We start from the raw sequence: 23,243 nt of genomic DNA on the forward strand, positions 1-23,243 counted from the left end.
GGGACCATATGCGATGCGCGCACCCCCGCCCGCGTCGCCCATGCGGCGCCGCCCCTCAACGGCGGAAGGCGCCGGCCCCGAGGGGACCGACGCCTTCCGTCGAGGATGGCCGTCAGGCCGTGTGCGCGGTGCGGAAGAGGAACGCCGCCATCGCGTCACGAGTCGTCGCCGTGGTGGGGCGGTACTCGACGCCGTCCGAGGTGGTCCAGCCCTGCGAGAGGCCAGCCTCGTACATCCACGTCATCGCCGGGGCGAAGACGCGAGAGTCCGAGACGTCGACGAACGGCGAGGTGCCTGCCGGAGTGGGCTCGCCTGCCTGGCGCCACAGGAATGCGGCGAGCTGGTCGCGCTGAATGAGCGCCGCGCCGCGGAACTCGGCGCCACTCGGCGTGGCCCATCCATTCGACAGCCCGGTCTGGCCCATCCACACGATGGCCTTCCAGTGAGCGGTCGCACCGGGCTTGCCAGCGATGGGCGAGACGTCGACGAACGGCCAGTCATTGCCCGTGATCGCCGGCGAACCCGCCTGGCGGTACAGGAACGCCGCGAAGGCGTCGCGCGTCGTGCCGGTCCAGGGGCGGTACTCCGCACCCGTTGCCGTCGGCCAGCCCTTCGCGAGGCCCTCAGCCTGCATCCAGGCGATCTCCCCTGCGTGCGGCGTGTAGAACTCGGACGACGGGTCCGAGGTCACGTCCTCGAACGGCGCGCAGAAGTCCGACGGACGGTCGGCACCAAGCACCACGTTGTCAATCGGCAGGCCCTCGTAGGTGTTCGTCACGAGCCAGCCATAGCGGCTGCCGCCGACAATCTCGGGGACACGGTCCGCGGCCTGGCCGCCGAGCTCCCACACACCGAGCGCATCGCCCGCGGCGTCGAGCACGGTGAGGTCGGCGTACAGCAGGCCATCCACAGCGTAGAAGGTGTGCTCGAGGGTGTACCAGCCGGACTCGGTGACAGACAAGGTGTCCTCGCCGTAGCCCGTCGCGCCCTTGCCGCCGACGTTGTTGCCCGCGCCGATGGTCCATGTGCCGGCACCGTCGGCGCCGACGACGAACACGAAGTCACGCTGGTGCTTACCGTCCGTTCCGTTGACCGCGTGGGACCAGGTGAACTGGCCCTCGGCCGCTTCGGCGTCAAGGTAGAAGTCGGCGGACGTGGTGTAGCCGTCCTCCGGGAACAGCGTCGACTTGCCGCCGTAATAGGTGGACACCATGGCATCCGCATCGTCACCGGTCTCGGGCGCGGTCGCGAAGTGGCACCCCGCCGACGCGAGAAGAGAGCTCTCGGACCAGCGCTGCGAGACGCTTGACAGGCCGTCGGTGCCGGACTCGAAGTCCTGCACGTAGGCCGTCACCTCGTCGATGGCCGTCGCCGGGCGCGCGGTGACCGTCATGTTGAGCGCGTATCCGGTGTAGTCACCGGTCGCGTGGAACGTCCCCTTCGCGTCGCCAGCGGCGTACATGTCCGCCCAGTCGGAGTCCACGTACAACTCGTCGGCGTCGACGTCGGCACCGATCGACGGCGCGTCGGGAACCGTGTCCAGGTTCAGCGAATCCCACGGACCGCTCGGCAGTTCACCGAAACGGCTCGTCGGGTACGAGAAGGACACGATCACATCGGAAGGGACCTGGATCCCCTCGTTCGCGAGGTCGAACGTGACGGGGACGGTGAAGCCGTTCTGGCAGGTCTCCTTGTCAGCGTCGTACCACTGGCTCGCGGAGCCACAGTTGTCGTCCGTGTCCGCGGACGGACGGAACGGGATCGCGAAGGTCTGTTCGTACGAAGCGATCTCTTCGCCCACGGCGCCATCGACACCCACCTCGTAGAAGTGGACGGTCACAGGCTCCTCAAAGGTTGCCCCAGGAGTGGTCACGCAGTCGGCTCCGCTGCCCTGCTCGCAGGCCCAGCTGTTGAGCCCCACGGTGAGCGAGTCCAAGACACGTGCCTCGCCGGCGAGCGTAATGCGGTCGCCCATCTCGCGGGTCGAGGTCGCGGCGAAGCCGAAGCTCGGGTGAGACGCGGGCGCGACCGCCGGCATCGAGTTGTACACGGTGTCGACGCGCGGATCGCCGGTGGCCGAGCCACCCTCGGTCGCGGACGCTGCGGACGCCGTCGCGAGACTCGCGCCCATCGCGACGAGCGCCATGCCCGCGATGGCGCCACTGCGCGCACGGGTATTTCTGATCAACATTGATTTCCCTCAGCTCTTCGCCAGCGCCGCGCGTCGGCCCCTCCGACGCGCATGAAGCGTGCGCTGGCACGGGAGACGGTAGCGGGATGCCGAGGCGCCCACGAGGGGCATTTCGGACTCACTTACATCGGTGTGGGATATCCCACAGGCGACTCGTGACGTTCGTCCCGGAACGCCCGATATGCGACCCGCACCTGGGGAAACGAATGTTCCCAACTTTGCGAAGGTGCAGCGTCAGAGCCCGGCCCCGCCGCGCGCCAGTCCGGCGCCTAAAACATCACCGTGGAGAACGCCCCGACCTCGCGGAAGCCGACCGCGCGGTAGGCGGAGATGGCGGAGCGATTGAAGTCGTTCACATACAGCGACACCGTCGGCGCCGTGTGGGAGTGGATCGCATCGACCACCCGCGCGAGCCCCGCCTGCGCGTGGCCGCGGCCGCGCGCGGACGGGTGCACCCACACGCCCTGCAGCTGGGCCACCCCGCCGCCCAGCGCGCCGACCTCGGCCTTGAAGACGACCTGGCGCCGGCCGTCGACCACGCCCATCTGCAGGTACGCGCGGCCCGCGCGGATGAGGTACCGCAGGCGCTCCTCGTAGGCGGCGCGGCCGTGGCGCATCGGGTCGTAGCCCACCTCGCCGATGAACATGTGGACGCACGCGGGAAGCAGCAGGTCGTAGTCCTCGAGGGTCGCCTGCCTGACCCCCTCGAGGGCGAGGGCGTCTGAACCGGCGAGCGCGCGCCGCGCGGGCTCCCCCTCGATCACCATGGAGACCTGGTGCTCGCGCACCTCCCGAGCGGGACCCCACCAGGGCTCCACGCGCCCCCACAGGTCGAGCGTGAGCGCCGCCTCGCCGACGATCGCGGCGGGCCGGCTGAGGCGGCCCACCATCGCGGCCGCGAGGTCGGCGCTGAGGTCGTCGGCGGCATCGGGATCGGCCTCGGGGGCGAGCGTCACGGTGAGGTTCGCGCCCGCCCACACGAGGCCGACCACCTCGCGGCCGAGGCCCACGCGGCGACGCACGACCCACAGGCCCCCGGGGACGATTCCCGAGGCGGCGGCAGTGTCGAGGTGCATGCGTGCCACGACGTGGGCGACGGGATCGGCCTCCGTGAGGGCCGTGAGCGACGCGAGGTCGCGGCGCTGCGCCGGCGCCAGCGTGTGCTGGGCGCGCCGGAGCAGCGAGTCGGTCATCCTGCCGTGACCACCTGCGGCGAGGCTCCCTCGACGGGCTCCATCGACTCCGCGATCCGCATGGCCTCCTCGATGAGGGTCTCCACGATCTGCGACTCGGGGACGGTCTTGACGACCTCGCCCTTGACGAAGATCTGACCCTTCCCGTTGCCGGAGGCGACGCCGAGGTCGGCCTCGCGGGCCTCGCCGGGGCCGTTGACGACGCAGCCCATGACGGCCACGCGCAGCGGCACCTCCATGCCCTCCAGGCCGGCGGTCACCTTCTCCGCGAGCTCGTAGACGTCGACCTGGGCACGGCCGCACGAGGGGCAGGACACGATCTCCAGCTTGCGCGGGCGCAGGTTGAGCGACTGCAGGATCTGGATGCCGACCTTGACCTCCTCGACGGGAGGCGCGGACAGGGACACGCGGATGGTGTCGCCGATGCCCTGGCTGAGCAGCGCTCCGAACGCCGTCGCGGACTTGATGGTGCCCTGGAACGCGGGGCCAGCCTCGGTCACGCCGAGGTGCAGCGGCCAGTCGCCGCGCTCGCTCAGCTGCTTGTAGGCCTCCACCATGACGACGGGGTCGTTGTGCTTGACGGAGATCTTGAAGTCGTGGAAGTCGTGCTCCTCGAACAGGCTCGCTTCCCACACCGCCGACTCGACGAGCGCCTCGGGGGTGGCCTTGCCGTACTTCTGGAGCAGGCGCTTGTCCAGCGAGCCGGCATTCACGCCGATGCGCAGCGACGTGCCGTGGTCCTTCGCCGCCTGGGCGATCTCCTTGACCTGGTCGTCGAAGCGACGGATGTTGCCCGGGTTGACGCGGACGGCGGCGCAGCCAGCCTCGATCGCCGCGAACACGTACTTAGGCTGGAAGTGGATGTCGGCGATCACGGGGATCTGCGACTTCTTCGCGATGGCCGGCAGCGCGTCGGCGTCGTCCTGCGTGGGGCACGCCACGCGGACGATGTCGCAGCCGGCGGCCGTGAGCTCGGCGATCTGCTGCAGCGTGGCGTTGATGTCGTGCGTCTTGGTGGTCGTCATCGACTGAACCGAGACCGGCGCGTCACCACCCACGTACAGGTCTCCCACCTTGATCTTGCGAGTCTTGCGACGCGGCGCGATCGTGGGGGCGGGCATGGCGGGCATTCCGAGTCCGATGGTGGTCACAGTCTCATTATCTCCTTACGGCTCGTGCGGGGGTTCACGCCACGGTGACGGGGGCGACGATGTCGGCGTAAATCAACACCGCGCCCATCACCAGCAGGAACGCGAACATCCCGTACGCGAGCGGCATCATGCGGGCAACGTCCACCGGGGCGGGCTTCGCCGCCCGGCGCACACGCGCCACGCCGTTCTTGATCCCCTGCCACAGGGCCGAGGCCACGTGGCCCCCGTCGAGCGGCACGAGCGGGATCATGTTGAACACGAACAGGGCAAGATTCAGTCCCCCGAGCAGCATCAGCATGTCGCCGATGCGCTGGGTCATGGTGTAGCCGTCGACGTCTGCGGAGGCGATCTCGCCAGCGACCTGGCCGACGCCCACGACGCCGATGACGGACGTCGCGTCGCGTTCCTCGAGGCCCATGGCGGCGCGTGCGGTGTGCCACAGCTGCTGGGGAAGGGTCGCGACCACCTGGACGGTCTGGCCGAGGTAGTCCCAGGTCAGTTCGGCGCCCGCGGTGAGGGGCTGACGCTGCACCTCGACCTCCGAGTACATGCCGAGGTAGCCCACGGTCTCGGTGACGGCGCCGCCGTCCTCGTCCACGACGGCCTGGCCCGCCTCGTCGGTGACCACGCGCTCGCGCTCGGCCGGCGTGACGGCGAGGGTCATGGGCTCGCCGCCGCGCACGATGTCGACGTCGATGGTCTCGCCGGGAGATGCAGCGATGAGCGCGGTCGCCTGGTCCCAGTCGGTGACCTCCTGGCCGTCGACGGCGGTCAGGGTGTCGCCCGCCTCGAGGCCGGCCTCGGCCGCGGGCGAGGCGGGGTCGTCCGCGGTGCACTCGGTGGACCCGACGGCGGGCACACACGGCACCACGGAGTCGACGGTGAGGGTCGCCGTGGGAGTGCCGATGGTGGACAGCACGCCGGTGAACAGCACCACGGCGATCACGAGGTTGACCAGCGGGCCACCCATCATCACGATGACCTTGCGCCACCACGTCAGGTGGTAGAAGGCGCGGTGATCCTCGCCGGGCTGAATCTCCTCCACGGCGGCCTCGCGCGACTCCTCGATGAGGCGCGACGCCCAGCCGGTACCGCGCACGGGCTTGACGGCCCCCGCAGGCGGAATCATGCCGACAAGGCGCACGTAGCCGCCGAGCGGGATCGCCTTCACGCCGTACTCGGTCTCCTTGCCGCGGCGGGACCACAGCTTGGGGCCGAAGCCCACGAAGTACTCGCTGACACGGACGCCGAAGCGCTTGGCGGGGATCATGTGCCCCAGCTCGTGCAGCGCGATGGAGATCAGCAGGCCGACGATGAGCACGACGACGCCGATGACGGTTGCCATATACCTACCCTAGGGTCAGCGCGCGCCGGCGATGCTCGCGCGAGCACTCTCGCGCGCCCATCGCTCGGCCGCGTCCACGGCCTCCAGCGACAGCTCGCCGGGGGCCTCATACGCCTCCACAACGCGCCGCACCGTCTCGACGATCCCGAGGAACGGCAGGCGCCCGTCGATGAAGGCCGCGACGCACTCCTCGTTGGCGGCGTTGAACACCGCGGGGTGCAGGGCCGATGCCGCGACGGCGGCCCGTGCGACGCGGATCGCGGGGAACGCGTCCTCGTCGAGCGGCGCAAACGTCCAGGTGCCCGCCTGGGTCCAGTCCATCGCGGGGGCGGCGTCGGCGATCCGCGCCGGCCAGGCAAGGCCGAGCGCGATAGGCAGGCGCATGTCGGGCGGAGACACCTGGGCGAGCGTGGAGCCGTCCACGAACTCGACCATCGAGTGCACGATCGACTGCGCGTGGACCACGACGTCGATGCGGTCCATCGGGATGTCGAACAACCGGTGGGCCTCGATGACCTCGAGCGCCTTGTTCACCATGGACGCGGAGTTGATGGTGACGACGGCGCCCATGTCCCACGTGGGGTGACGCAGCGCATCGGCCGCCGTCACGTCGGCAAGCGAGGCGCGGTCGCGACCGCGGAAGGCTCCCCCGGAGGCAGTGACGACGAGGCGGCGCACCTCCCCCGCCGTGCCGCCGCGCAGGCACTGCGCCAGGGCCGAATGCTCGGAGTCGACGGGCACGATCTGGTCGGGGCGCCTCATGGCCGCCTTGACGAGCGCGCCTCCCGCGACGAGCGACTCCTTGTTCGCCAGCGCGAGAGTGCTGCCTGCCTCGAGCGCCGCCAGGGTCGGACGTAGCCCCACGGAGCCCGTGATGCCGTTGAGCACCACATCGGCGCCGCGCCGCGCGGCCTCGATCACGGCATCGGCCCCGCCTGCCACCTCGATCCCGGGAAGGCGCGAGGAGATCGATGCCGCGGCGTCGGCGTTCGCGACGGCCACGAAGGCGGGGGCGAGCGCGCGCGCCTGCTCCACCACAAGGTCCGGGTCGGAGCCGCCTGCGGCGAGGGCGACCACGTCGTAGTCACCGGGGTTGCGCCCGATGACGTCGATCGCCTGCGTACCGATCGAGCCTGTCGAGCCCAGGAGCGCGACGGAACGCGTCACTGGGCGCCGAGCAGGATGTCGACCGAGCGGGCCAGGTACACGTCGACCACGCGCTCCGAGTACGCCTTCTTGCCACGACGGTGGCCGAAGGTCACGCCCCGCACCTCGTCGGCGCTGAGCGGCGAGCCCTGGTCGAAGAACGCGACGAGCCTGTCGAGGATCTCGTCCACGTCCTTGGCGTCGTAGCCCTTGGACAGTCCCGACGGGTGGTCGAAGCGCTCGCCGGAGGGGCGACGCAGGCGCGGGTAGAGGGCCTGCGCGCGGTCGGCGAGGTCGCGCATCCACGCGTCGGGGCCGTGCTCCTTGGAGTAGCGCTCCCTGATGCGGGTCGCGAAGGCCGTCTCCAGCCTGTCGAGCGCGGCGTCGACGGCCGCTGTCGAGTAGCCGCCGTGCTTGAGGTCGAAGCTGGCGCGACGCACGTCGAACGGGGCGAAGTCCTCGGGGATGCCCGGCTCCTCGTACGCGGTGCGCGCGCGCCCGAAGAACTCGTCCACGTCCGCCCGGTCGTAGCCCAGGCGCGTGGCGCCCACCTTCGGGAACAGCAGCTCCGCCACCTATACCTCCTTGATCGCCAGCTGACCGCAGGCGCCGTCGATATCACTGCCTCGAGTATCCCGGATCGTCGTCGGAATTCCGTGAGCACGCAGCGTGCGGACGAATTCTTCTTCGACGGCGGGGTCGGAGGCTGTCCACTTGGAGCCCGGGGTCGGGTTCAGGGGGATGGGGTTGACGTGCACCCAGTTGTCGCCGCGCGCCTTGAGCTTGCGGCCCAGCAGGTCGGCGCGGTGGGCGTGGTCGTTCATGTCGCGAATGAGCGCGTACTCGATGGACACGCGCCGGCCCGTGGCGTCGAAGTAGCGGCGGGCGGCGTCGAGCGCCTCGTCCACCGACCAGCGGGTGTTGATGGGCACCAGCTCGTTGCGCAGCTCGTCGTCCGGCGCGTGGAGGCTGAGGGCGAGCGTCACGGGGATGCCCTCCTTCGCAAGCTTGTCAATCGCCGGCACGAGTCCCACCGTGGACACGGTGACGTGGCGCGTGGACAGGCCGAAGCCCTCGGGCGCGGGCGCCACCAGGGCGCGCACGGTGGCGATGACGGCCTTGTAGTTGGCCAGGGGCTCGCCCATGCCCATGAACACCACGTTGGACAGTCGTACGGGGTCTCCCCCGAGCTCGCCGTCGCGCGCCGCGCGGGCCGCCAGGCGGACCTGCTCGATGATCTCCGCCGCGGACAGGTTGCGGGTCAGGCCCATCTGGCCCGTCGCGCAGAACGGGCAGGCCATGCCGCAGCCGGCCTGGCTCGTGACGCACAGGGTCGCGCGCTCGGGGTACTTCATGAGCACCGACTCGACCTTGACGTTGTCGTGCAGCGCCCACAGCGTCTTGAGCGTGGCGCCGCCGTCGGCCTCGAGCTGCGTGACCTTCTTCATCAGGGGCGGGAAGACCGCCTCGGTCAGAGGACCCTTCGCCTCGGCGGGAAGGTCGGTCATCTCGTCGGGATCGACGGTCAGGTGCGCGTAGTAGTGGTTCGCGAGCTGCTTGGCGCGGAACGACGGCAGGCCGTGCTCGCGCATGAGCGCCGCGCGCTCGTCGTGGCTCAGGTCGGCAAAGTGCTGCGGCGGCTTGCCGCGGCGCGGTGCGGCCATCTGCAGGACGGGTCGGTCGGTCATGACACCCCCAGGAAGAATGCGAAGACGACGTAGCCGGCGGGGGCGGCTACGAGGATGGAGTCGAGCCTGTCCAGGATCCCACCGTGGCCGGGGATGAGGCTCGACATGTCCTTGACCTGAAGGTCCCGCTTGAGCGCGGACTCCACCAGGTCGCCGAGGACGGCGGCAAGACAGCAGGCGATGCCGGCGGCGGTTCCGATCCACCAGCGGCCGTCGTACAGGACGAAGGCCGCGATGGTCGCGGCCAGGGTGCCGAGCACGACTCCCCCGGCGAAGCCCTCCCAGGTCTTCTTGGGGCTGACGCGCTTGGCCATCGGGTGCTTGCCGATCATCATGCCGGTCAGCAGCCCGCCGGTGTCGTTGCCGACGACGGCGAGGACAAGGATCAGCACGCGGGTCCAGCCGTTGCCGGCGGTCTCCATGAGGATCAGGAAGCTTGCCAGGAACGGGATCCACAGCAGCGTGAGCACCGACGCCATCGCATCGGCCATGGTGTTCTCGATGCGTTCGTCGCCCACACGCCAGGCGACGACGCCACCGCAGGCCACCATCAGCGCCACCACGAGGCCCTCGGCCCCGCCGAAGTACGTCGCGACGCCCATGCCAAGGGTCGCCACCACCGTGGGGACCATGGCGAGGCGGCGGTCATGGTGACGCAGAGCGGTGCGCCATTCCAGCACCGCGGCGACGCACACCAGCATGAGCAGGATCGAGAAGACCTCGACGTCCCACCACGCGACGACGAGCGCCGCGACAAGGATCACGACGCCGACGGCGGTCGCGATGGGCATGTTGCGGCCCGCACGCGACACGGGTGCCACCTGCGGGACAGGTGCCTCCACGCCGGAGACGAGCGGGGCATCGGCCACCCCCACCACACGCTCCTCGATACCGCTCCCCTGAACGGGGGCGGCGGGAGCGGCGGCGGGCCGGCGGCGAAAGATGCTCATGTCGACCCGAGGGCCGCTCGAGGTCAGACCTCGAGCAGCTCGCTCTCCTTGGACGCCAGCAGCGCGTCGACGGCGTCGACGTGCTTCTTGGTCATGCCGTCGAGCTCCTTCTCGGCGCGCGAGCCCTCGTCCTCGCCCACCTCGCCGTCCTTGACGGCGGAGTCGATCTGGTCCTTGGCCTTGCGACGCATGTTGCGCACGGTGACGCGCGCGTCCTCGGCCTTGGACTTGGCCAGCTTCACGTAGTCGCGGCGGCGCTCCTCGGTCAGCTGCGGCATGACGATGCGCAGCACGTTGCCGTCGTCCGACGGGTTCACGCCGAGGTCCGAGTTGCGCAGGGCGGTCTCGATGTCCTTCTTGGCGGAGGCGTCGTAGGGCGAGATCAGCACCATGCGGGCCTCGGGAACCGAGATGGCGGCGATCTGCTGCAGCGGCGTGGGCGCACCGTAGTAGTCGACGGTGATGTTGGCGAACATCGCCGCGGACGCCTGGCCCGAGCGGATGGACGCAAAGTTGTCCTTGGCGACCGCGATGGCGCGGTCCATGTTTTCCTCTGCCTCGAGGAGGATCTCGTCGATCACGTCTGTCTCCTTACGCTGATGTACTGTCGCGCCGGTCAGGCGGTGACCAGGGTGCCGATTCTGTCACCCAGGAGGGCGCGGGTCACATTTCCAGGGGTGTCCAGCCCGAACACCTGCATGGGCATCCGGTTCTCCATGGCGAGCGAGAACGCCGCGGCGTCCATGACCGCGAGGCGCTTCACCAGCGCCTCGGCGTAGGTCAGGTGCTCGAGGCGCTCGGCGTCGGGGTCCTTACGGGGGTCGGCGGAGTACACCGCGTCCACGCCGTTCTTACCCATCAGCACCTCGGAGCAGCGGGTCTCGAGGGCCCGCTGGAGGGAGACGGTGTCGGTGGAGAAGTAGGGCATGCCCGCGCCGGCGGCGAAGATCACCACGCGGCCCTTCTCCATGTGGCGAATGGCCCTCAGCGGCAGGTACGACTCGGCGACCTGACCCATGGTGATGGCGGTCTGCACGCGCGTCGTGACGCCTGCCTGCTCGAGGAAGTCCTGCAGGGCGAGGGCGTTCATGACGGTGCCCAGCATGCCCATGTAGTCAGCGCGCGAGCGCTCCATGCCGCGCTCGGACAGCTCGGCTCCGCGGAAGAAGTTGCCGCCGCCCACGACCACGGCGACCTGCACGCCCTGGCGCACAGCATCGGCGATCTCGCGGGAGACGCGGCTCACCACGTCGGGGTCGAGGCCGAGCTTGCCTCCGCCGAACATCTCGCCGGAGAGCTTCAGCAGAACGCGCCGCTGCGCCGTGGAGTCCCCCGCGCCCGTCGTCATGTCACTGTCGTCGGGCATGGGGTTCCTCCTAGGCGTAGCGGCGCGTTGCTGTCTGAATGGGGTGTGGAGATCAGGCTCCCACACGGAAGCGGGCGAAGGCCGAGACCTCACCGCCCGAGTTCTCGATGACCTTGCCGACCGTGGTCTTGGGGTCCTTCGCGAACGCCTGGTCCACCAGGGTGTTCTCCTTGAAGAAGCCGTTCAGGCGGCCCTCCACGATCTTGGGAAGGGCGGCCTCAGGCTTGCCCTCACCCTTCGCGGTCTCCTCCGCCACGCGGCGCTCGTTCTCGACGACGTCCGCGGGGATCTCGTCGCGCACCAGGTACAGCGGCGAGTAGGCGGCGATGTGCATCGCGATGTCGCGGGCGACCTCGCCGGCCTTGGCGTCCGAGCCGACCAGCACGCCGACCTGCGCGGGCAGGTCCTTGTTGGTGCGGTGGAGGTACTCGGTGACGACCGGGGCCTCGACGCGAGCGACGCGACGCAGCACGACCTTCTCGCCGAGGGTGCCGGCGGCGGCGTCGATGAACGCCGAGACGGTGGTGTCCTCGATCGGGGCGGCGAGGGCGGCCTCGGCGTCCGCGGCACCCGCGGCGGCGACGGCGGCAAGCACGTCGTTCGCGAGGGTGATGAACTTCTCGTTCTTCGCGACGAAGTCGGTCTCGGAGTTGAGCTCGATCAGCGTGCCGACCTGGCCGCCGTCGACGTCGGAGATCGACGCGATGACGAGGCCCTCGGAGGCCGAGCGGCCCTCACGCTTCGCGACGCCCTTGAGGCCCTTGACGCGGAGGATGTCGACGGCCTTGTTGATGTCGCCGTCGGCCTCGTCGAGGGCCTTCTTGACGTCGAGCATGCCGGCACCGGTGCGCTCACGGAGCGCCTGGATGTCAGCGACGGTGTAGTTCGCCATGGATGTGGTTCCCTTACTTCTCGTCGGTCGAGGCAGCGGCGGCCTCGGTCTTCTCGGCAGCCTCGTCGGCCTTGTCGGCGTCCTTGGCCTCGGCCTTGTCGGCGTCCTTGCCGTCGAGCAGCTCGGTCTCCCACTCGGCAAGCGGCTCCTCGGTGCCCTCGGCGGCCGCCTCGTCACCCTTGGGGGTGTGGCGGATCTTGAGGCCCTCGGCGCACGCGTCGGCGATCACGCGGGTGAGCAGGCCCACGGCGCGGATGGCGTCATCGTTACCGGGGATGCCGTACGACACCTGGTCGGGGTCGCAGTTCGAGTCGAGGATGCCGACGACGGGGACGCCCAGCTTGCGGGCCTCGTCCACCGCGAGGTGCTCCTTGTTGGTGTCGACGATCCACACGACCGAGGGGACCTTGCCCATGTCGCGGATGCCGCCGAGAACCTTGTCCAGCTTCTCCTTCTCGCGGCGCAGGCCGAGGAGCTCCTTCTTGGTGCGACCGGAACCGGCCACGTCGTCGAAGTCGATCTCCTCGAGCTCCTTGAGGCGCGAGATGCGCTTGGAGACGGTCTGGAAGTTGGTGAGCATGCCGCCCAGCCAGCGCTCGTTCACGTAGGGCATGCCCACGCGACCGGCCTGCTCGGCGATGGTCTCCTGCGCCTGGCGCTTGGTGCCGACGAAGAGCACGGTGCCGCCGTGGGCGACGGTGTCGCGCACGAAGGAGTAGGCGGCGTCGATCTTGGCGAGCGACTGCTGCAGGTCAATGATGTAGATGCCGTTGCGCTCGGTGAAGATAAAGCGCTTCATCTTGGGGTTCCAGCGGCTGGTCTGGTGTCCGAAGTGGACGCCCGAGTCCAGCATTTCGCGCATGGTCACGACTGCCATGGCTGTCCTTATCCGCACGCGCGACAGCGCGTGCCTTGCTTCTGGGCGGGGACTTCTCCCCGCGATTGCGGTTGACGATGCCTCCTCTGGTGAGGAGTCATCCCTGGTGCCAACGCGGAGCGGCACCGAGTCGGAGACTCGGACCACGCCGTTCCGGCGCGTCCACCGCGGGAGCGATCCCGTGGCGAGCGCGAATGGCACGCGACGTCATCCGGGCATGCCGGATGCGAGTCACCATCGTACCCGACCGATGCGAGCCTCGCCGACCGCGGTGCGCGCGGTGCACAGTCCCCCTCGCGCCCGCGCTTGTCCACCGATGCGTCGCGTCGGGACACCGTCTTTCGGCCGATGCGGTGGCCTGGCTTCATGACACCGTCCCTGAGACGCTGGGCCCTCCTCGCGGCGGCCGCCGCCCTGCTGGGAGGCGCTGCCGCCGTGCCTGCGGCAGCCGAGGGGCCGTCGCCCGGTCTGGCGCCCCTGGCGCCACTGGTGGAGGCCGCGGTGGCCGCACGTTCGCCAGCGCGCGACGCTGCTGACACGCCCGGGGCGCCGCTGGCCTCTCCCCTCACGCCGCTGAGGGTGGTGAACGGCGCCAGGCTTCCCGACCGGCCATGGCTCGAGGGACACCGCGGGGTCGACCTCGCCGCGAGCGCGGGCGAGGCGGTCACGTCACCCGCGGCGGGGATGGTGTCGTTCGTCGGTGTCGTCGTCGACCGCCCGGTCATCACCATCACGCACGCGGGAGGGCTGCGCAGCAGCCTCGAGCCCGTGGACGCGTCGGTGGCGGTGGGTGACACCGTGGCTACGGGGTCTCCGATCGGCACCGTCGCGGACACGCTGGGGCACTGCGCCCCCGCGACCTGCCTTCATTGGGGAGTGCGCGAGGGCGAGACCTACCTCGACCCCCTCGACCTCCTGGCGGGCTTCGGGCCTGTGAGGCTCCTCGACGTCTCGTGAACGACGCGGGCTACCCGAAGGCGCCGGTGGTGAGGAGCTTCTCGCGGAGCTTCTTGACCGCGCCGGAGTGGATCTGCGAGACCCGCGACTCGGTGACGCCGAGGATCTGCCCGATCTGGGCGAGCGTCAGGTTGTCGAAGTAATACAGGCGCAGCACCTGCTGCTCCCGGTCACGCACCGACTGGATCGCGGCGGCAAGCAGCGACCGGGTCTCGCGGGCCTCGACGGGAGACGACGCCTCAGGCATCGCGAGCGAAGCCGCGGTGTCGAGGGCGTGCGCGTCGCCGGAAGTGGGGAGGCCGTCGAGGGCGGCGATGTGGGACATGGCGACCTGCGCGCGCACGGTCCGCACGTCGGCGGTGGTCCAACCCAGGTGTGCGGCGACGTCGTCGTCGGTCACGGGCCTCAGCAGGCGCTGCTCGAGGCTGCGCGTCGCCTGGTCGACCGACCGCGCCTTCGACCGCACCGAGCGCGGCACCCAGTCGGCGGCACGCAGCTCGTCGATGATCGCGCCCCGGATGCGCTGGGCGGCATAGGTCTCAAACTTGAATCCCCGCGCGGGCTCGAACTTCTCGACGGCGTCGATGAGGCCGAACGTGCCGTACGACACGAGGTCGGCAAGTTCGACCTGATCGGGAAGCCGCCCGATCATGCGGGTCGCCACCTGCGTGACGAGCGGCGCGAAACGGGTGATGAGGGCGTCGCGCGCCGCGCGCCGCGCCGCTCCCTCGGTGGTCTCCAGCGCGCGCCACCAGGACGCAACCCTGTCCGCCTCGTCCGCCACGACGGCGGTGGTGACGGTGACCGGCTCGGACTGCCTCAGCATGTCAGTCGATTCGGACATGATTCCCCTCATGCTCGCGGATGCGCAAGCTGATATGTGGCCCGCAGTCGCTCTGCGGACACATGTGTGTAGCGCTGCGTGGTGGTGAGGCTCGCGTGTCCGAGAACCTCCTGCACCGATCGCAGGTCCGACCCCCCAGTCAGAAGATGTGTGGCGGCGGTGTGGCGCAGCGCGTGCGGCGCCACGTCCGCGATTCCTGCCGCGCGGCACAGCGCGTGGATCGCCTCGCGTACCTGCCGCTGGTCGGCGCGGTGGCCGCGCCTGCCGAGCAGCAATGCCCCGTCGCTGTGCGAGGCGAGCAGAGCCGGACGGCCGCCCTCGAGCCACAGGCGCACGGCATCGGCGGCTGGCACGCCGAACGGCACGACGCGCTCCTTGCCGCCCTTGCCCATCACCCTGACCAGCCGCTCGGCGAGGTCGATGTCCCCCACGTCGACCCCCACGAGCTCGCCCACGCGCATCCCCGTGGCGTAGAGCAGCTCGGCCGCGGCCCAGTCGCGCAGGCGAATCGGGTCGCCGTCGTCGCAGCGGGCCCTGGCCACGTCCAGGAGGGTGACCACGTCCGCCGCGGCGAGCACCTCAGGAAGCGTCGACGCCGGTCGGGCCGAGCCCAGCCGCGCGGCGGGATCCTCGGGGATGGCCCCGATGCGGCGGGCCCACGCGTAGAACGAGCGGACCGCCGCGCCCCGGCGCGCCAGAGTGGTGCGGCTGAGGCCCGCCTCGGCCATCGCCGCGAGCCAGGCCCTGAGGTCCGCGATCGTCACCGTCGCGAAGGCGTCGTCCACGTCCGGCCCGCCCGCGTCCTCGACGTCGTCGATGCCCAACTGTCGCGTCGCGAGGTGGAGCAGGTCGCCCCTGTACGCACGCACGGTGTTCTCCGAGAGGCCGCGCTCGTGGCGCAGGTACCCCTCGAAGCGCGTGAGCAATCCGCTCACGTCATTCGCGTCCGTGCCAGGCATGACGACACCTTGGCACTGTCACATCTGTCAAATCAACCCCTTCAGTAACATTTGTCACATCGTTATCAATCGCGCGAGCGGTTTTGTCCTCTTTTGTCACGTTTCGGCGCCTCCGCCCCGCGCGGCGTGGCCCGTCGCCACTGGCCAGACTCCCTGACGACAAGCCCGTCGAGTTCAAGCCGCCCCAGGCTCGCGAGCGCCTCAGCGACGGTGAGCCCGGCCCGACGCGCCACGTCGTCGAGCGTGCCCCCGCGTCCGCCCGCGGCGTCGAAGGCGGCGCGGTCGTGGGGGTGCGCGAACTCCGGCCGCGGTGCCGCAAGCACGGCGGGCACCTCCTCGGCACCGCCCGACGCGGCCGCCGACGACACCCCGATGGGGCCCGCCAGCTCGCACGCGTCCTCGGCACTCCTGATGAGCACGGCGGCTCCCTCGCGCATGAGCGCGTGGCACCCGCCGGACACCGTGGATGTCACCGGCCCCGGCACCGCGCCCACCGGGCGCCCGATGGCGAGGGCGTGGCGCGCGGTCGACAGCGCACCCGAGCGCGGCGCCGCCTCCACGACGACAGTCGCCGCCGCGGCTGCGATGAGGCGGTTACGCAGCAGGAAGCGCGCGCGGTACGGGGCGCGACCCGGCGGCGCCTCCGCGAGCACCGCCCCCTCGCGCGCGACGCGGGACAGGAGATCGGCGTTGCCCGCCGGATACAGCTGGTCGATGCCGCCGGCGAGCACCGCGACCGTGACCCCACCGGCCGCGAGCGCGGCGCGATGCGCGCGGGCGTCGATACCGTACGCGCCTCCGGAGACGACCGCACGCGGCGCCAAGCCTGCCGCGCGGTCTCCCCGGACGAGGTCGGCGGCAAGGGTTGCGGCCACGTGTTCGCCGTAGGCGGTGGCAGACCGGGACCCCACCACCGCGATCCCCGCCGCGAGCGCCTCGCCGATGTCCGCGGGCCCCCGTACCCACAGCGCGAACGGCGCCGTCGCGCCGAGCGCGTCGAAGGCGAGAGGCCAGCCGGGCTCGCCGCGCACGAGGACGCGTGCGCCACAGGCCTCGGTGCGGCGCAGGACAAGGTCGGGGTCCCCCTCGTCCCAGCGGGCGAGCCACCGGGGCGCGGCGGCGATGGCCTTGTCGATGGTGGGGACGGGAACCGAGGGTGCGAGCGCGGCGGTGGCCATCACGGGGTCGTCCACGGCGGTCCTTGCCCAGGCGAGCGCCTCCCTGGCGCCGAGCCCGGCCACGAGCCACGCGGCGGGGCCGTCGCCCGCCTCCGCGAGGACGCTCCACCGCAGTAGCGCGGCGCGCTCGTCAGAGTCGGGCCCGTGCACGTCGGGCCGGTCCGCATCGGACCCGAGCACGGCCGGCTCATGTGCGGCCGTCATGCGAGGTCCCTGGTGCGCAGCGCGAGGGCCTGGGCAACGTGCTCGGCCGACGGGGCCGGCTCGCCGGCCAGGTCGGCGAGCGTCCACGCCACCCGCAGCGCACGGTCGGCCCCGCGCGCGCTCAGCGCTCCCCTGTCCATCGCCGCCCACAGGTCTCGGCACGCGGCCCGGTCGGTGTGCTCGCGCAGCCACCGCCCCGCGACCTGGGCGTTGGCGCTCCACCCGTGAGCGGCGAGACGCCGCCTGGCACGCTCGCGCGCGAGGGCGACCCGCGCGGCGATGACGGCGCTGGACTCCCCCGGCTCGTCGAGGCCGGTGCGGACGGGGACGACCTCGACCTGCAGGTCGACGCGATCGAGCAGCGGACCCGACAGCCGGTGCGCGTACGTGCGCCGCTGGTGCGGGGTGCAGGAGCACGCAGGGTCGCGCCCGAAGTACTTGCCGCACGGGCACGGATTGGCCGCCATCACCAGCTGGAAACGCGCCGGGTAGCGCGTGGCGCCCAGCGACCGATGCAGCACCACCTCCCCGTCCTCGAGGGGCTGGCGCAGCGTCTGCAGGACGCGCGCGGGAAACTCGGGTGCCTCGTCGAGGAACAACACTCCGGCATGGGCGCGCGAGATGGCGCCCGGGCGCGCCAGCGCCGAGCCTCCCCCCACGATGGCCGCGGCGGAGGCGGAGTGGTGCGGCGCCTCGAACGGCGGGCGGGTGATGAGGCCGCGCGACGCGTCGAAGACCCCAGCGAGCGAGTGGACCGAGGTGACCTCGACGGCCTCGGAGGCGGTGAGGTCGGGAAGGAGCCCCGGCAGCCGGGTGGCGAGCATGGTCTTCCCTACCCCCGGCGGTCCGGTCATGAGGAGGTGGTGGCCTCCCGCGGCCGCGACCTCGAGCGCCGCGCGCGCCTCCGCCTGACCACGCACGTCCGCCAGGTCGGGCTCGGGCTCCGCGGACGCCTCCGACGCACCGCGGCGCGCTGTCTCGGCAGGCGCGGCGGGAAGCCCCGTCAGCTCGGCGGCGTCCGCGTTGCCGTACGCGTGCAGCAAGGAGGCGAGGGTGGCAGCCCCGCGCACCTCGATGCCGGGCACGAGCGACGCCTCAGCGACACACGGAGCGGGAACCACGACGGTGCCCGCTCCAGCCGCCGCGGCGGCCGCGACGGCGGGGAGCACCCCGCGCACGGGGTGGAGGCGGCCGTCGAGGCCCAGCTCGCCCAGGTGGATTCCCTCCGCCGCTCCTGGCCGGATCTCCCCCGCGGCCGCGAGCACCGCGAGGGCAATGGCCAGGTCCGTGGCCGGGCCAGACTTCGGCAGCGAGGCGGGCGACAGGTTGACCGTGACGCGGCGGGCCGGCCACGTCACCCGCGACGACGCGACCGCGGCGCGCACCCTGTCACGGGCCTCGCTGAGGGACGCGTCGGGGAGCCCCACGAGCGTGAACGACGGCAGCCCGGGCGCCACATGCGCCTCGACGTCGATGACGTGCCCGGCGAGACCCGTGAGGACCACGGCCCTCGTGCGGCCGATCACGACACCCCCCTGACGTGCTCGACGCGGGCCGCGCCCGCGCGCGGCAAGGACACGGCGAGCACATCCACCCTGACGTCCCGGCACCGGGAGCCGTCGCGTGACAGCCAGGCGGCCGCGAGCCTGCGCAGGCGCTCCACCTTGGCGCGCGTGACAGCCTCCTGCGGGGGCCCGTACGCCTGAGAGCGCCGCGTCTTGACCTCGATGACGACGAGGTCGGGCCCGTCGCGAGCCACGAGGTCCACCTCGCCGTGCTCGCAGCGCCAGTTACGAGCGAGCACCGCCCAGCCCCGTTCCTCCACCCATCTCGCGGCGACGTCCTCGCCGTACCGCCCCACCTCGCGCGTCGCGCTCATGGCCACCTCCACCGCCCACCCTGGGTGCGGCGGCGAGCGGCGGCGCGAGTCGCGCACGCATCGGGGGAAGCCTTTCCCACGGCGACGGGGCTGGGGACGACGCCCCCGGCATCGGCCGCCCGCACTCGGCCGCCGACACTCGGCCGGCCTCACACGACCGCCCATAAGCACGAGGGCGCCCCCTCCCGCACGGGGAGGGGGCGCCCTGGTCGGCGATCGCGACGTTAGTGCGCGACGGCCTCCACGGAGGCCTCGACCTCGGCACCGGCCGACGCCGGCTCGGACCGGTCGATGCGGGTGGCCAGCGGCGCCTCCTTGACGAACGACAGCAGGATCAGCGAGCCGACGGCGAGCGGGACCATCCACAGGTAGATGGGGGTCAGCGCGTCGTTGTACGAGCTCACCACGAGGTCGTGGATCTGCTGCGGGAGCTGACTCACTGCCTCGGGGGTGAGCGAGTTCATGTCGCCCGTGGCGTCCCCGGCGGACGCGGGAAGGCGCTCGGCGAGCAGGTCGATCAGGCGGTTGGTGAACACCGAGCCCACCACGGCGGCGCCGAGCGAGGCGCCGATCTGGCGGAAGTAGTTGTTCGACGCGGTCGCGGTGCCCACCATGCGCACGGGGAACGTGTTCTGCACCACGAGCACGAGGATCTGCATGGTGAGGCCCAGGCCGATGCCCATGATTCCCAGGTAGACGCACGTAATCCACACGGCGTGGTCCCATGTCATAGTCGACAGCAGGAACATCGCGACACCGAGGAACACCGCGCCGATGATCGGCAGGTGCTTGTAGCGGCCGGTCTTGGTGACCATGCGGCCGCTCACGACCGAGGTGACGAGCATGCAGCCCATCATCGGGATCATCAGCAGGCCGGCCTTAGTGGCGCTCACGCCGGCGACCATCTGCAGGTAGGTGGGCATGTAGGCGAGCGTGCCGAACATCGCGATGCCGGTCAGCAGGCCGGCGGCCGTGGTCAGCACAAAGTTGCGCTCCTTGAACAGCGCGAGAGGCATGACGGGCTCCGCGGCGCGACGCTCGATCGCGACAAACGCGACGCCGCCGACCACGGTGAGGCCGAACAGGCCGAGGATCTGCCACGAGGCCCACTCGTAGGTGTTGCCGCCCCACGAGGTCGCGAGCACGAGCGCCGCGGACGCGATGGCGAGCGTCACCATGCCGGCCACGTCGATCTTGGCCTTCGACGCATCGGGCTTGGGAAGCTTCAGGAACAGCGAGGCTGACACGAGCGCGACGATGCCGAGCGGCACATTGATCCACATGCACCACTGCCAGCCGACCGACTCGGTGAACCAGCCGCCCAGCAGCGGGCCGGCGACGGACGCGAGGGCGAAGACTCCACCCATGATTCCCATGTAGCGGCCGCGCTCACGCGCGGGCACCACGTCGGCGATGATCGCCTGCGACAGGATCATGAGGCCACCGCCGCCGAGGCCCTGCACGGCGCGGCCGACGATGAGCTCGGTCATCCCCTGGGCGAGCGCGCCCACCACGGAGCCCACCATGAACAGCGTGATCGCGATCATGAACAGGGACTTGCGGCCGATGAGGTCGCCCAACTTGCCGTAGATCGGCATCATGATGGTCGCCGCGAGGATGTAGGCGGTCGTCACCCACAGCATGTGGTCCACGCCGTTGAGGTCGCCCACCACGGTGGGAAGGGCGGTGGCGAAGATGGTCTGGTCGAGCGCCGAGAGCAGCATGGCGGTCATCAGGCCGACGAACATCAGCAGGATGTGACGCCGGTCGGGCTCGGTGCGGGCCGCCGCGGGGGACGGCATGGCGGTGTCTGACAAGAGGGGGCTCCTCGGGTGTTGCGGCCAGTCCGGTGGGACGGGCGGGGTCTTTAGGACGCGGGCGTGGCCTGGGTGAGGCGGCGCACTCGCGGGAAGAGGTCGTGGACGAGCGCCTTGAGCGGACCGGTCTGGTCGTCGTCGCCGCGCATCCACTCCTTGGCGACGGCCTGGATGGCTCCCATGGCGATCGCGACGGTCAGGGTGCCCTCGAGCTCGCGCTCGGTCTCCGTGAGGTGGGGGTAGCGCACGGCAAGGCGGCGCGCGACGAGGGCTGCATACTGGGCGCGGTCCTCGGCGATGCGGCCGATGTTGACGGCGGCGAGTTCGGGCGTCGTGTCGATCACGCGGCGGCGCAGGCGGAACAGCTCCCGGTCGGGCTCGCTCTTGGCCCACGCCTCGGCCATCATCACGGCGAAGGCCTCGACGTCGGACACGTCCTCGCGCGCGATGAACGCCGCGATCATGTCCTCATCGGGCTGCGGCTTGCCGTCTCCGAGCAGCGCCGCCTCGCGCGACGAGAAGTAGTTGTAGAACGTGCGCGGCGAGATGCCCGCGCGGTCCGCGATCATCTCGACGGTGACCGCGCCGTAGCCGTGCTCGAGGCACAGTTCGAGGCCGGCACGCTGCGTGGTGGCCTTGGCCTCCCGCAGCTTGCGCTCGCGGCGCCCCTCGACGGGGACGCACTCCTCGGTGTTCTGCACGTCGTGCATTTTTACACGTTCTGCAACTTTGCACAACCTGCAACAATTTCCGGCGGCCGATGCGGCGGCCGCCCCGGGAGACGGCGGCACCCCGGGCGGCGCGCGGCGTCAGTCGCCGGGCGGCGGCTTGGCCGCCCTCGCTTCCCGGACCTGCAGTTCGAGGGTCGACACCTCGGCGTCGATCTGCCCCAGGCGCTCCTGAAGCTCGGCACGCTCGTCGGCGAGGATCTCCGCGCGCACCTCGGGAGACAGCGCCGACGAATAGTCGGCCTCGAGGCGGCCGTCCCAGTCAAGGCTCTCCCCCACCGACTCCGTCACCGGAGCGCGCTCGCCGGTGGTCTCGTCGCGGTTGACCGAGGTGCGCAGCGGCACCTCTTTCACGAACAGGAGCATGACCACCGCCACGAGCGTGAGCGGGGCGATCCATCCCAGCACGGGGGCAAGCGCATCGTTATAGGAGCTGACCACGATGTCGTGATACGGGTCAGGAAGCGCCGCGACGGCTTCCGGCGTGATCGAGTTGAAGTCGGCGCCCGAGGCCTCCACCGCATCGGCCGGGAGCCGGTTGGTCAGCAGCGACGTGAGCCGCCCGGTGAACAGCGATCCCACGAGAGCCGCGCCGAGCGTGGCGCCGATCTGCCGGAAGTAGTTGTTGGCGGCGGTCGCGGTGCCCACGACGCTCAGTGGGAACGTGTTCTGCACCACCAGAACCAGGTTTTGCATCACCATGCCGAGCCCCAGGCCGAGAATCGCGAGGTACAGGCACGTGATCCACAGCGGCTCGTCGTACACCATCGTCGACATGAGCAGCAGCGCGACGGTGACGATCCCCACGCCGGTGATGAGGATCGCCTTGTAGCGCCCGGTGCGGCTCACGCGGCGCCCGGCGATGATGGACGTCGCCACCTGCGTGGCGGCCAGCGGCACGATCAGCAGTCCGGCCACCGTCGCATTCACCCCCGTGACCATCTGCATGTAGGTGGGCATGTAGGTCACGGTGCCGAACATCGCGATGCCGACCATGAGCCCCGCGAGCGTGGTGAGGACGAAGTTGCGGCGGCGAAACAGCCCCAGCGGCAGCACTGGCTCCTTGGCCCGGCGTTCGACGGCTACCAGCCCGACGCCGGCCCCCACCGTGACGATGAGCAGCATGATGATCATGGGCGAGATCCACGCGTACTCGTGGCCTCCCCAGGTGGTCGCGAGCACCAGGCACGTGGTCGCGATGGCCAGCAGGGTCATGCCGGCGACGTCGGGCACCACCTTGGCGCGCTCGACGGCGGGAGGGTGAAGGAAGAACAGCACCGTGACCACCGCGATGGCCCCCATCGGAATGTTGATCCACAGGCACCACTGCCAGCCGATGGACTCGGTGAACCAGCCGCCCAGCAGGGGCCCCAGCACGCTCGACAGCGCGAACACCGAGCCAAGGAAGCCCATGTAGCGGCCGCGCTCGCGCGCGGGGATCACGTCAGCGATGATCGCCTGGGCGAGGACCATGAGCCCGCCGCCGCCGATGCCCTGGACGGCGCGCCCGAAGATGAGGCCTGGCATGTCGGTGGCGAGGGCTCCCACGACGGATCCGGCGATGAAGATCGCGATGGCAACGAGCAGCAGGCTCTTGCGCCCCACGAGGTCGCCGAACTTTCCGTAGATCGGCATGGTGATGGTGGCCGCGAGGATGTACGCGGTCGTGACCCACAGCATGAGGTCCACGCCGCCGAGCTCGCCCACGATGGTGGGCAGTGCCGTCGCGAACATCGTCTGATCGAGGGCCGACAGCAGCATCGCCGTCATGAGGCCGATGAACATCGGCACGATGCCGGGCGGGCGGGTCGAGGTGGCTGGCGCGGCGCTCATGGGGCCACGCTAATCCGGCGCGGCCGGACGTGCAGGGTGAAGACT

The 23,243-nt window shown here is 70.8% G+C and carries 21 protein-coding genes; 1 reads left to right on the forward strand and 20 read right to left on the reverse strand.

Annotated features, from left to right (window positions below):
- Positions 1-112: 112 nt before the first annotated feature.
- The 12 genes from B7K26_RS00870 to rpsB all read right to left on the reverse strand — a co-directional run bounded on the left by B7K26_RS00870 (position 113) and on the right by rpsB (position 12,799).
- A complete protein-coding gene (locus tag B7K26_RS00870; RefSeq protein ID WP_084076807.1) occupies positions 113-2,146 on the reverse strand; it encodes an S-layer homology domain-containing protein in 2,034 nt (677 codons plus the stop codon).
- A 314-nt stretch (positions 2,147-2,460) separates the two neighbouring features.
- Complete coding sequence (locus B7K26_RS00875) at positions 2,461-3,384, reverse strand: GNAT family N-acetyltransferase (RefSeq protein WP_084076808.1); 924 nt, start codon at positions 3,382-3,384, stop codon at positions 2,461-2,463.
- A complete protein-coding gene (gene ispG / locus B7K26_RS00880; protein ID WP_084077506.1) occupies positions 3,381-4,514 on the reverse strand; it encodes a flavodoxin-dependent (E)-4-hydroxy-3-methylbut-2-enyl-diphosphate synthase in 1,134 nt (377 codons plus the stop codon). Before ispG ends, B7K26_RS00875 begins: the two co-directional genes overlap by 4 nt.
- A 55-nt stretch (positions 4,515-4,569) precedes the next feature.
- A complete protein-coding gene (locus B7K26_RS00885; protein ID WP_084076809.1) occupies positions 4,570-5,880 on the reverse strand; it encodes an RIP metalloprotease in 1,311 nt (436 codons plus the stop codon).
- A 15-nt stretch (positions 5,881-5,895) separates the two neighbouring features.
- Positions 5,896-7,047, reverse strand: a complete 1,152-nt coding sequence (dxr, locus tag B7K26_RS00890) for a 1-deoxy-D-xylulose-5-phosphate reductoisomerase (RefSeq protein WP_084076810.1) — start codon at positions 7,045-7,047, stop codon at positions 5,896-5,898.
- Positions 7,044-7,601 carry a DivIVA domain-containing protein gene (locus B7K26_RS00895; RefSeq protein ID WP_234998647.1) on the reverse strand — a complete coding sequence of 186 codons (558 nt, stop codon included), beginning with the start codon at positions 7,599-7,601 and terminating at the stop codon, positions 7,044-7,046. The genes dxr and B7K26_RS00895 overlap by 4 nt, the downstream gene beginning before the upstream one ends.
- Entirely contained in the window at positions 7,602-8,714 is a 1,113-nt protein-coding gene (rlmN, locus tag B7K26_RS00900; protein WP_084076811.1) for a 23S rRNA (adenine(2503)-C(2))-methyltransferase RlmN, read from the reverse strand. It abuts the gene before it with no gap.
- Positions 8,711-9,664 (reverse strand): phosphatidate cytidylyltransferase, encoded by a 954-nt coding sequence (locus tag B7K26_RS00905; protein ID WP_084076812.1) that lies wholly within the window; start codon positions 9,662-9,664, stop codon positions 8,711-8,713. Before B7K26_RS00905 ends, rlmN begins: the two co-directional genes overlap by 4 nt.
- Before the next feature lie 23 nt (positions 9,665-9,687).
- Positions 9,688-10,245: a ribosome recycling factor gene (frr, locus tag B7K26_RS00910; RefSeq protein ID WP_084076813.1), complete on the reverse strand. Its 558-nt coding sequence runs from the start codon at positions 10,243-10,245 to the stop codon at positions 9,688-9,690.
- Positions 10,246-10,280: 35 nt separating this feature from the next.
- A complete protein-coding gene (gene pyrH / locus B7K26_RS00915; protein WP_234998648.1) occupies positions 10,281-11,030 on the reverse strand; it encodes a UMP kinase in 750 nt (249 codons plus the stop codon).
- 52 nt (positions 11,031-11,082) lie between these two features.
- The gene (tsf, locus tag B7K26_RS00920) at positions 11,083-11,922 is read right to left on the reverse strand and encodes a translation elongation factor Ts (RefSeq protein WP_084076814.1); all 840 of its coding nucleotides are present in this window, start codon (positions 11,920-11,922) and stop codon (positions 11,083-11,085) included.
- A gap of 13 nt (positions 11,923-11,935) precedes the next feature.
- Positions 11,936-12,799 carry a 30S ribosomal protein S2 gene (rpsB, locus tag B7K26_RS00925; RefSeq protein ID WP_084076815.1) on the reverse strand — a complete coding sequence of 288 codons (864 nt, stop codon included), beginning with the start codon at positions 12,797-12,799 and terminating at the stop codon, positions 11,936-11,938.
- Positions 12,800-13,165: 366 nt separating this feature from the next.
- Between rpsB and B7K26_RS00930 the strand changes: the two genes are divergently transcribed.
- On the forward strand, positions 13,166-13,756 hold the full coding sequence (locus B7K26_RS00930) for a murein hydrolase activator EnvC (RefSeq protein WP_084077509.1): 591 nt from the start codon (positions 13,166-13,168) through the stop codon (positions 13,754-13,756).
- Positions 13,757-13,766: 10 nt separating this feature from the next.
- On the opposite strand, the gene B7K26_RS00935 is transcribed toward B7K26_RS00930, so the two are convergent.
- The 8 genes from B7K26_RS00935 to B7K26_RS00970 all read right to left on the reverse strand — a co-directional run bounded on the left by B7K26_RS00935 (position 13,767) and on the right by B7K26_RS00970 (position 23,198).
- The gene (locus B7K26_RS00935) at positions 13,767-14,600 is read right to left on the reverse strand and encodes a sigma-70 family RNA polymerase sigma factor (RefSeq protein ID WP_200810908.1); all 834 of its coding nucleotides are present in this window, start codon (positions 14,598-14,600) and stop codon (positions 13,767-13,769) included.
- A gap of 8 nt (positions 14,601-14,608) precedes the next feature.
- Entirely contained in the window at positions 14,609-15,559 is a 951-nt protein-coding gene (locus B7K26_RS00940) for a tyrosine recombinase XerC (protein WP_084076816.1), read from the reverse strand.
- 65 nt (positions 15,560-15,624) lie between these two features.
- Positions 15,625-16,941, reverse strand: a complete 1,317-nt coding sequence (gene dprA / locus B7K26_RS00945) for a DNA-processing protein DprA (RefSeq protein WP_084076817.1) — start codon at positions 16,939-16,941, stop codon at positions 15,625-15,627.
- On the reverse strand, positions 16,938-18,467 hold the full coding sequence (locus B7K26_RS00950; RefSeq protein WP_084076818.1) for a YifB family Mg chelatase-like AAA ATPase: 1,530 nt from the start codon (positions 18,465-18,467) through the stop codon (positions 16,938-16,940). Before B7K26_RS00950 ends, dprA begins: the two co-directional genes overlap by 4 nt.
- The gene (locus B7K26_RS00955; protein ID WP_084077511.1) at positions 18,464-18,820 is read right to left on the reverse strand and encodes a YraN family protein; all 357 of its coding nucleotides are present in this window, start codon (positions 18,818-18,820) and stop codon (positions 18,464-18,466) included. The genes B7K26_RS00950 and B7K26_RS00955 overlap by 4 nt, the downstream gene beginning before the upstream one ends.
- 224 nt (positions 18,821-19,044) lie before the next feature.
- Complete coding sequence (locus tag B7K26_RS00960) at positions 19,045-20,637, reverse strand: MDR family MFS transporter (protein WP_307188072.1); 1,593 nt, start codon at positions 20,635-20,637, stop codon at positions 19,045-19,047.
- A 50-nt stretch (positions 20,638-20,687) separates the two neighbouring features.
- Positions 20,688-21,347 (reverse strand): TetR/AcrR family transcriptional regulator, encoded by a 660-nt coding sequence (locus tag B7K26_RS00965; RefSeq protein WP_084076820.1) that lies wholly within the window; start codon positions 21,345-21,347, stop codon positions 20,688-20,690.
- Between the two features lie 99 nt (positions 21,348-21,446).
- Positions 21,447-23,198, reverse strand: a complete 1,752-nt coding sequence (locus tag B7K26_RS00970; RefSeq protein WP_084076821.1) for an MDR family MFS transporter — start codon at positions 23,196-23,198, stop codon at positions 21,447-21,449.
- Between the last annotated feature and the right edge of the window lie 45 nt (positions 23,199-23,243).

Origin of the sequence: Demequina sp. NBRC 110057 (assembly GCF_002090175.1) — a bacterium.
GTDB lineage: Bacteria > Actinomycetota > Actinomycetes > Actinomycetales > Demequinaceae > Demequina.

Coding starts and splice junctions, on each gene's coding strand:
- B7K26_RS00870 (WP_084076807.1), bottom strand. CDS start 2,146: ATGGCGCTCGTCGCGATGGGCGCGAGTCTCGCGACGGCGTCCGCAGCG.
- B7K26_RS00875 (WP_084076808.1), bottom strand. CDS start 3,384: ATGACCGACTCGCTGCTCCGGCGCGCCCAGCACACGCTGGCGCCGGCG.
- ispG (WP_084077506.1), bottom strand. CDS start 4,514: ATGCCCGCCATGCCCGCCCCCACGATCGCGCCGCGTCGCAAGACTCGC.
- B7K26_RS00885 (WP_084076809.1), bottom strand. CDS start 5,880: ATGGCAACCGTCATCGGCGTCGTCGTGCTCATCGTCGGCCTGCTGATC.
- rlmN (WP_084076811.1), bottom strand. CDS start 8,714: ATGACCGACCGACCCGTCCTGCAGATGGCCGCACCGCGCCGCGGCAAG.
- B7K26_RS00905 (WP_084076812.1), bottom strand. CDS start 9,664: ATGAGCATCTTTCGCCGCCGGCCCGCCGCCGCTCCCGCCGCCCCCGTT.
- pyrH (WP_234998648.1), bottom strand. CDS start 11,030: ATGCCCGACGACAGTGACATGACGACGGGCGCGGGGGACTCCACGGCG.
- tsf (WP_084076814.1), bottom strand. CDS start 11,922: ATGGCGAACTACACCGTCGCTGACATCCAGGCGCTCCGTGAGCGCACC.
- rpsB (WP_084076815.1), bottom strand. CDS start 12,799: ATGGCAGTCGTGACCATGCGCGAAATGCTGGACTCGGGCGTCCACTTC.
- B7K26_RS00930 (WP_084077509.1), top strand. CDS start 13,166: ATGACACCGTCCCTGAGACGCTGGGCCCTCCTCGCGGCGGCCGCCGCC.
- B7K26_RS00935 (WP_200810908.1), bottom strand. CDS start 14,600: ATGTCCGAATCGACTGACATGCTGAGGCAGTCCGAGCCGGTCACCGTC.
- B7K26_RS00940 (WP_084076816.1), bottom strand. CDS start 15,559: ATGCCTGGCACGGACGCGAATGACGTGAGCGGATTGCTCACGCGCTTC.
- dprA (WP_084076817.1), bottom strand. CDS start 16,941: ATGACGGCCGCACATGAGCCGGCCGTGCTCGGGTCCGATGCGGACCGG.
- B7K26_RS00955 (WP_084077511.1), bottom strand. CDS start 18,820: ATGAGCGCGACGCGCGAGGTGGGGCGGTACGGCGAGGACGTCGCCGCG.
- B7K26_RS00965 (WP_084076820.1), bottom strand. CDS start 21,347: ATGCACGACGTGCAGAACACCGAGGAGTGCGTCCCCGTCGAGGGGCGC.
- B7K26_RS00970 (WP_084076821.1), bottom strand. CDS start 23,198: ATGAGCGCCGCGCCAGCCACCTCGACCCGCCCGCCCGGCATCGTGCCG.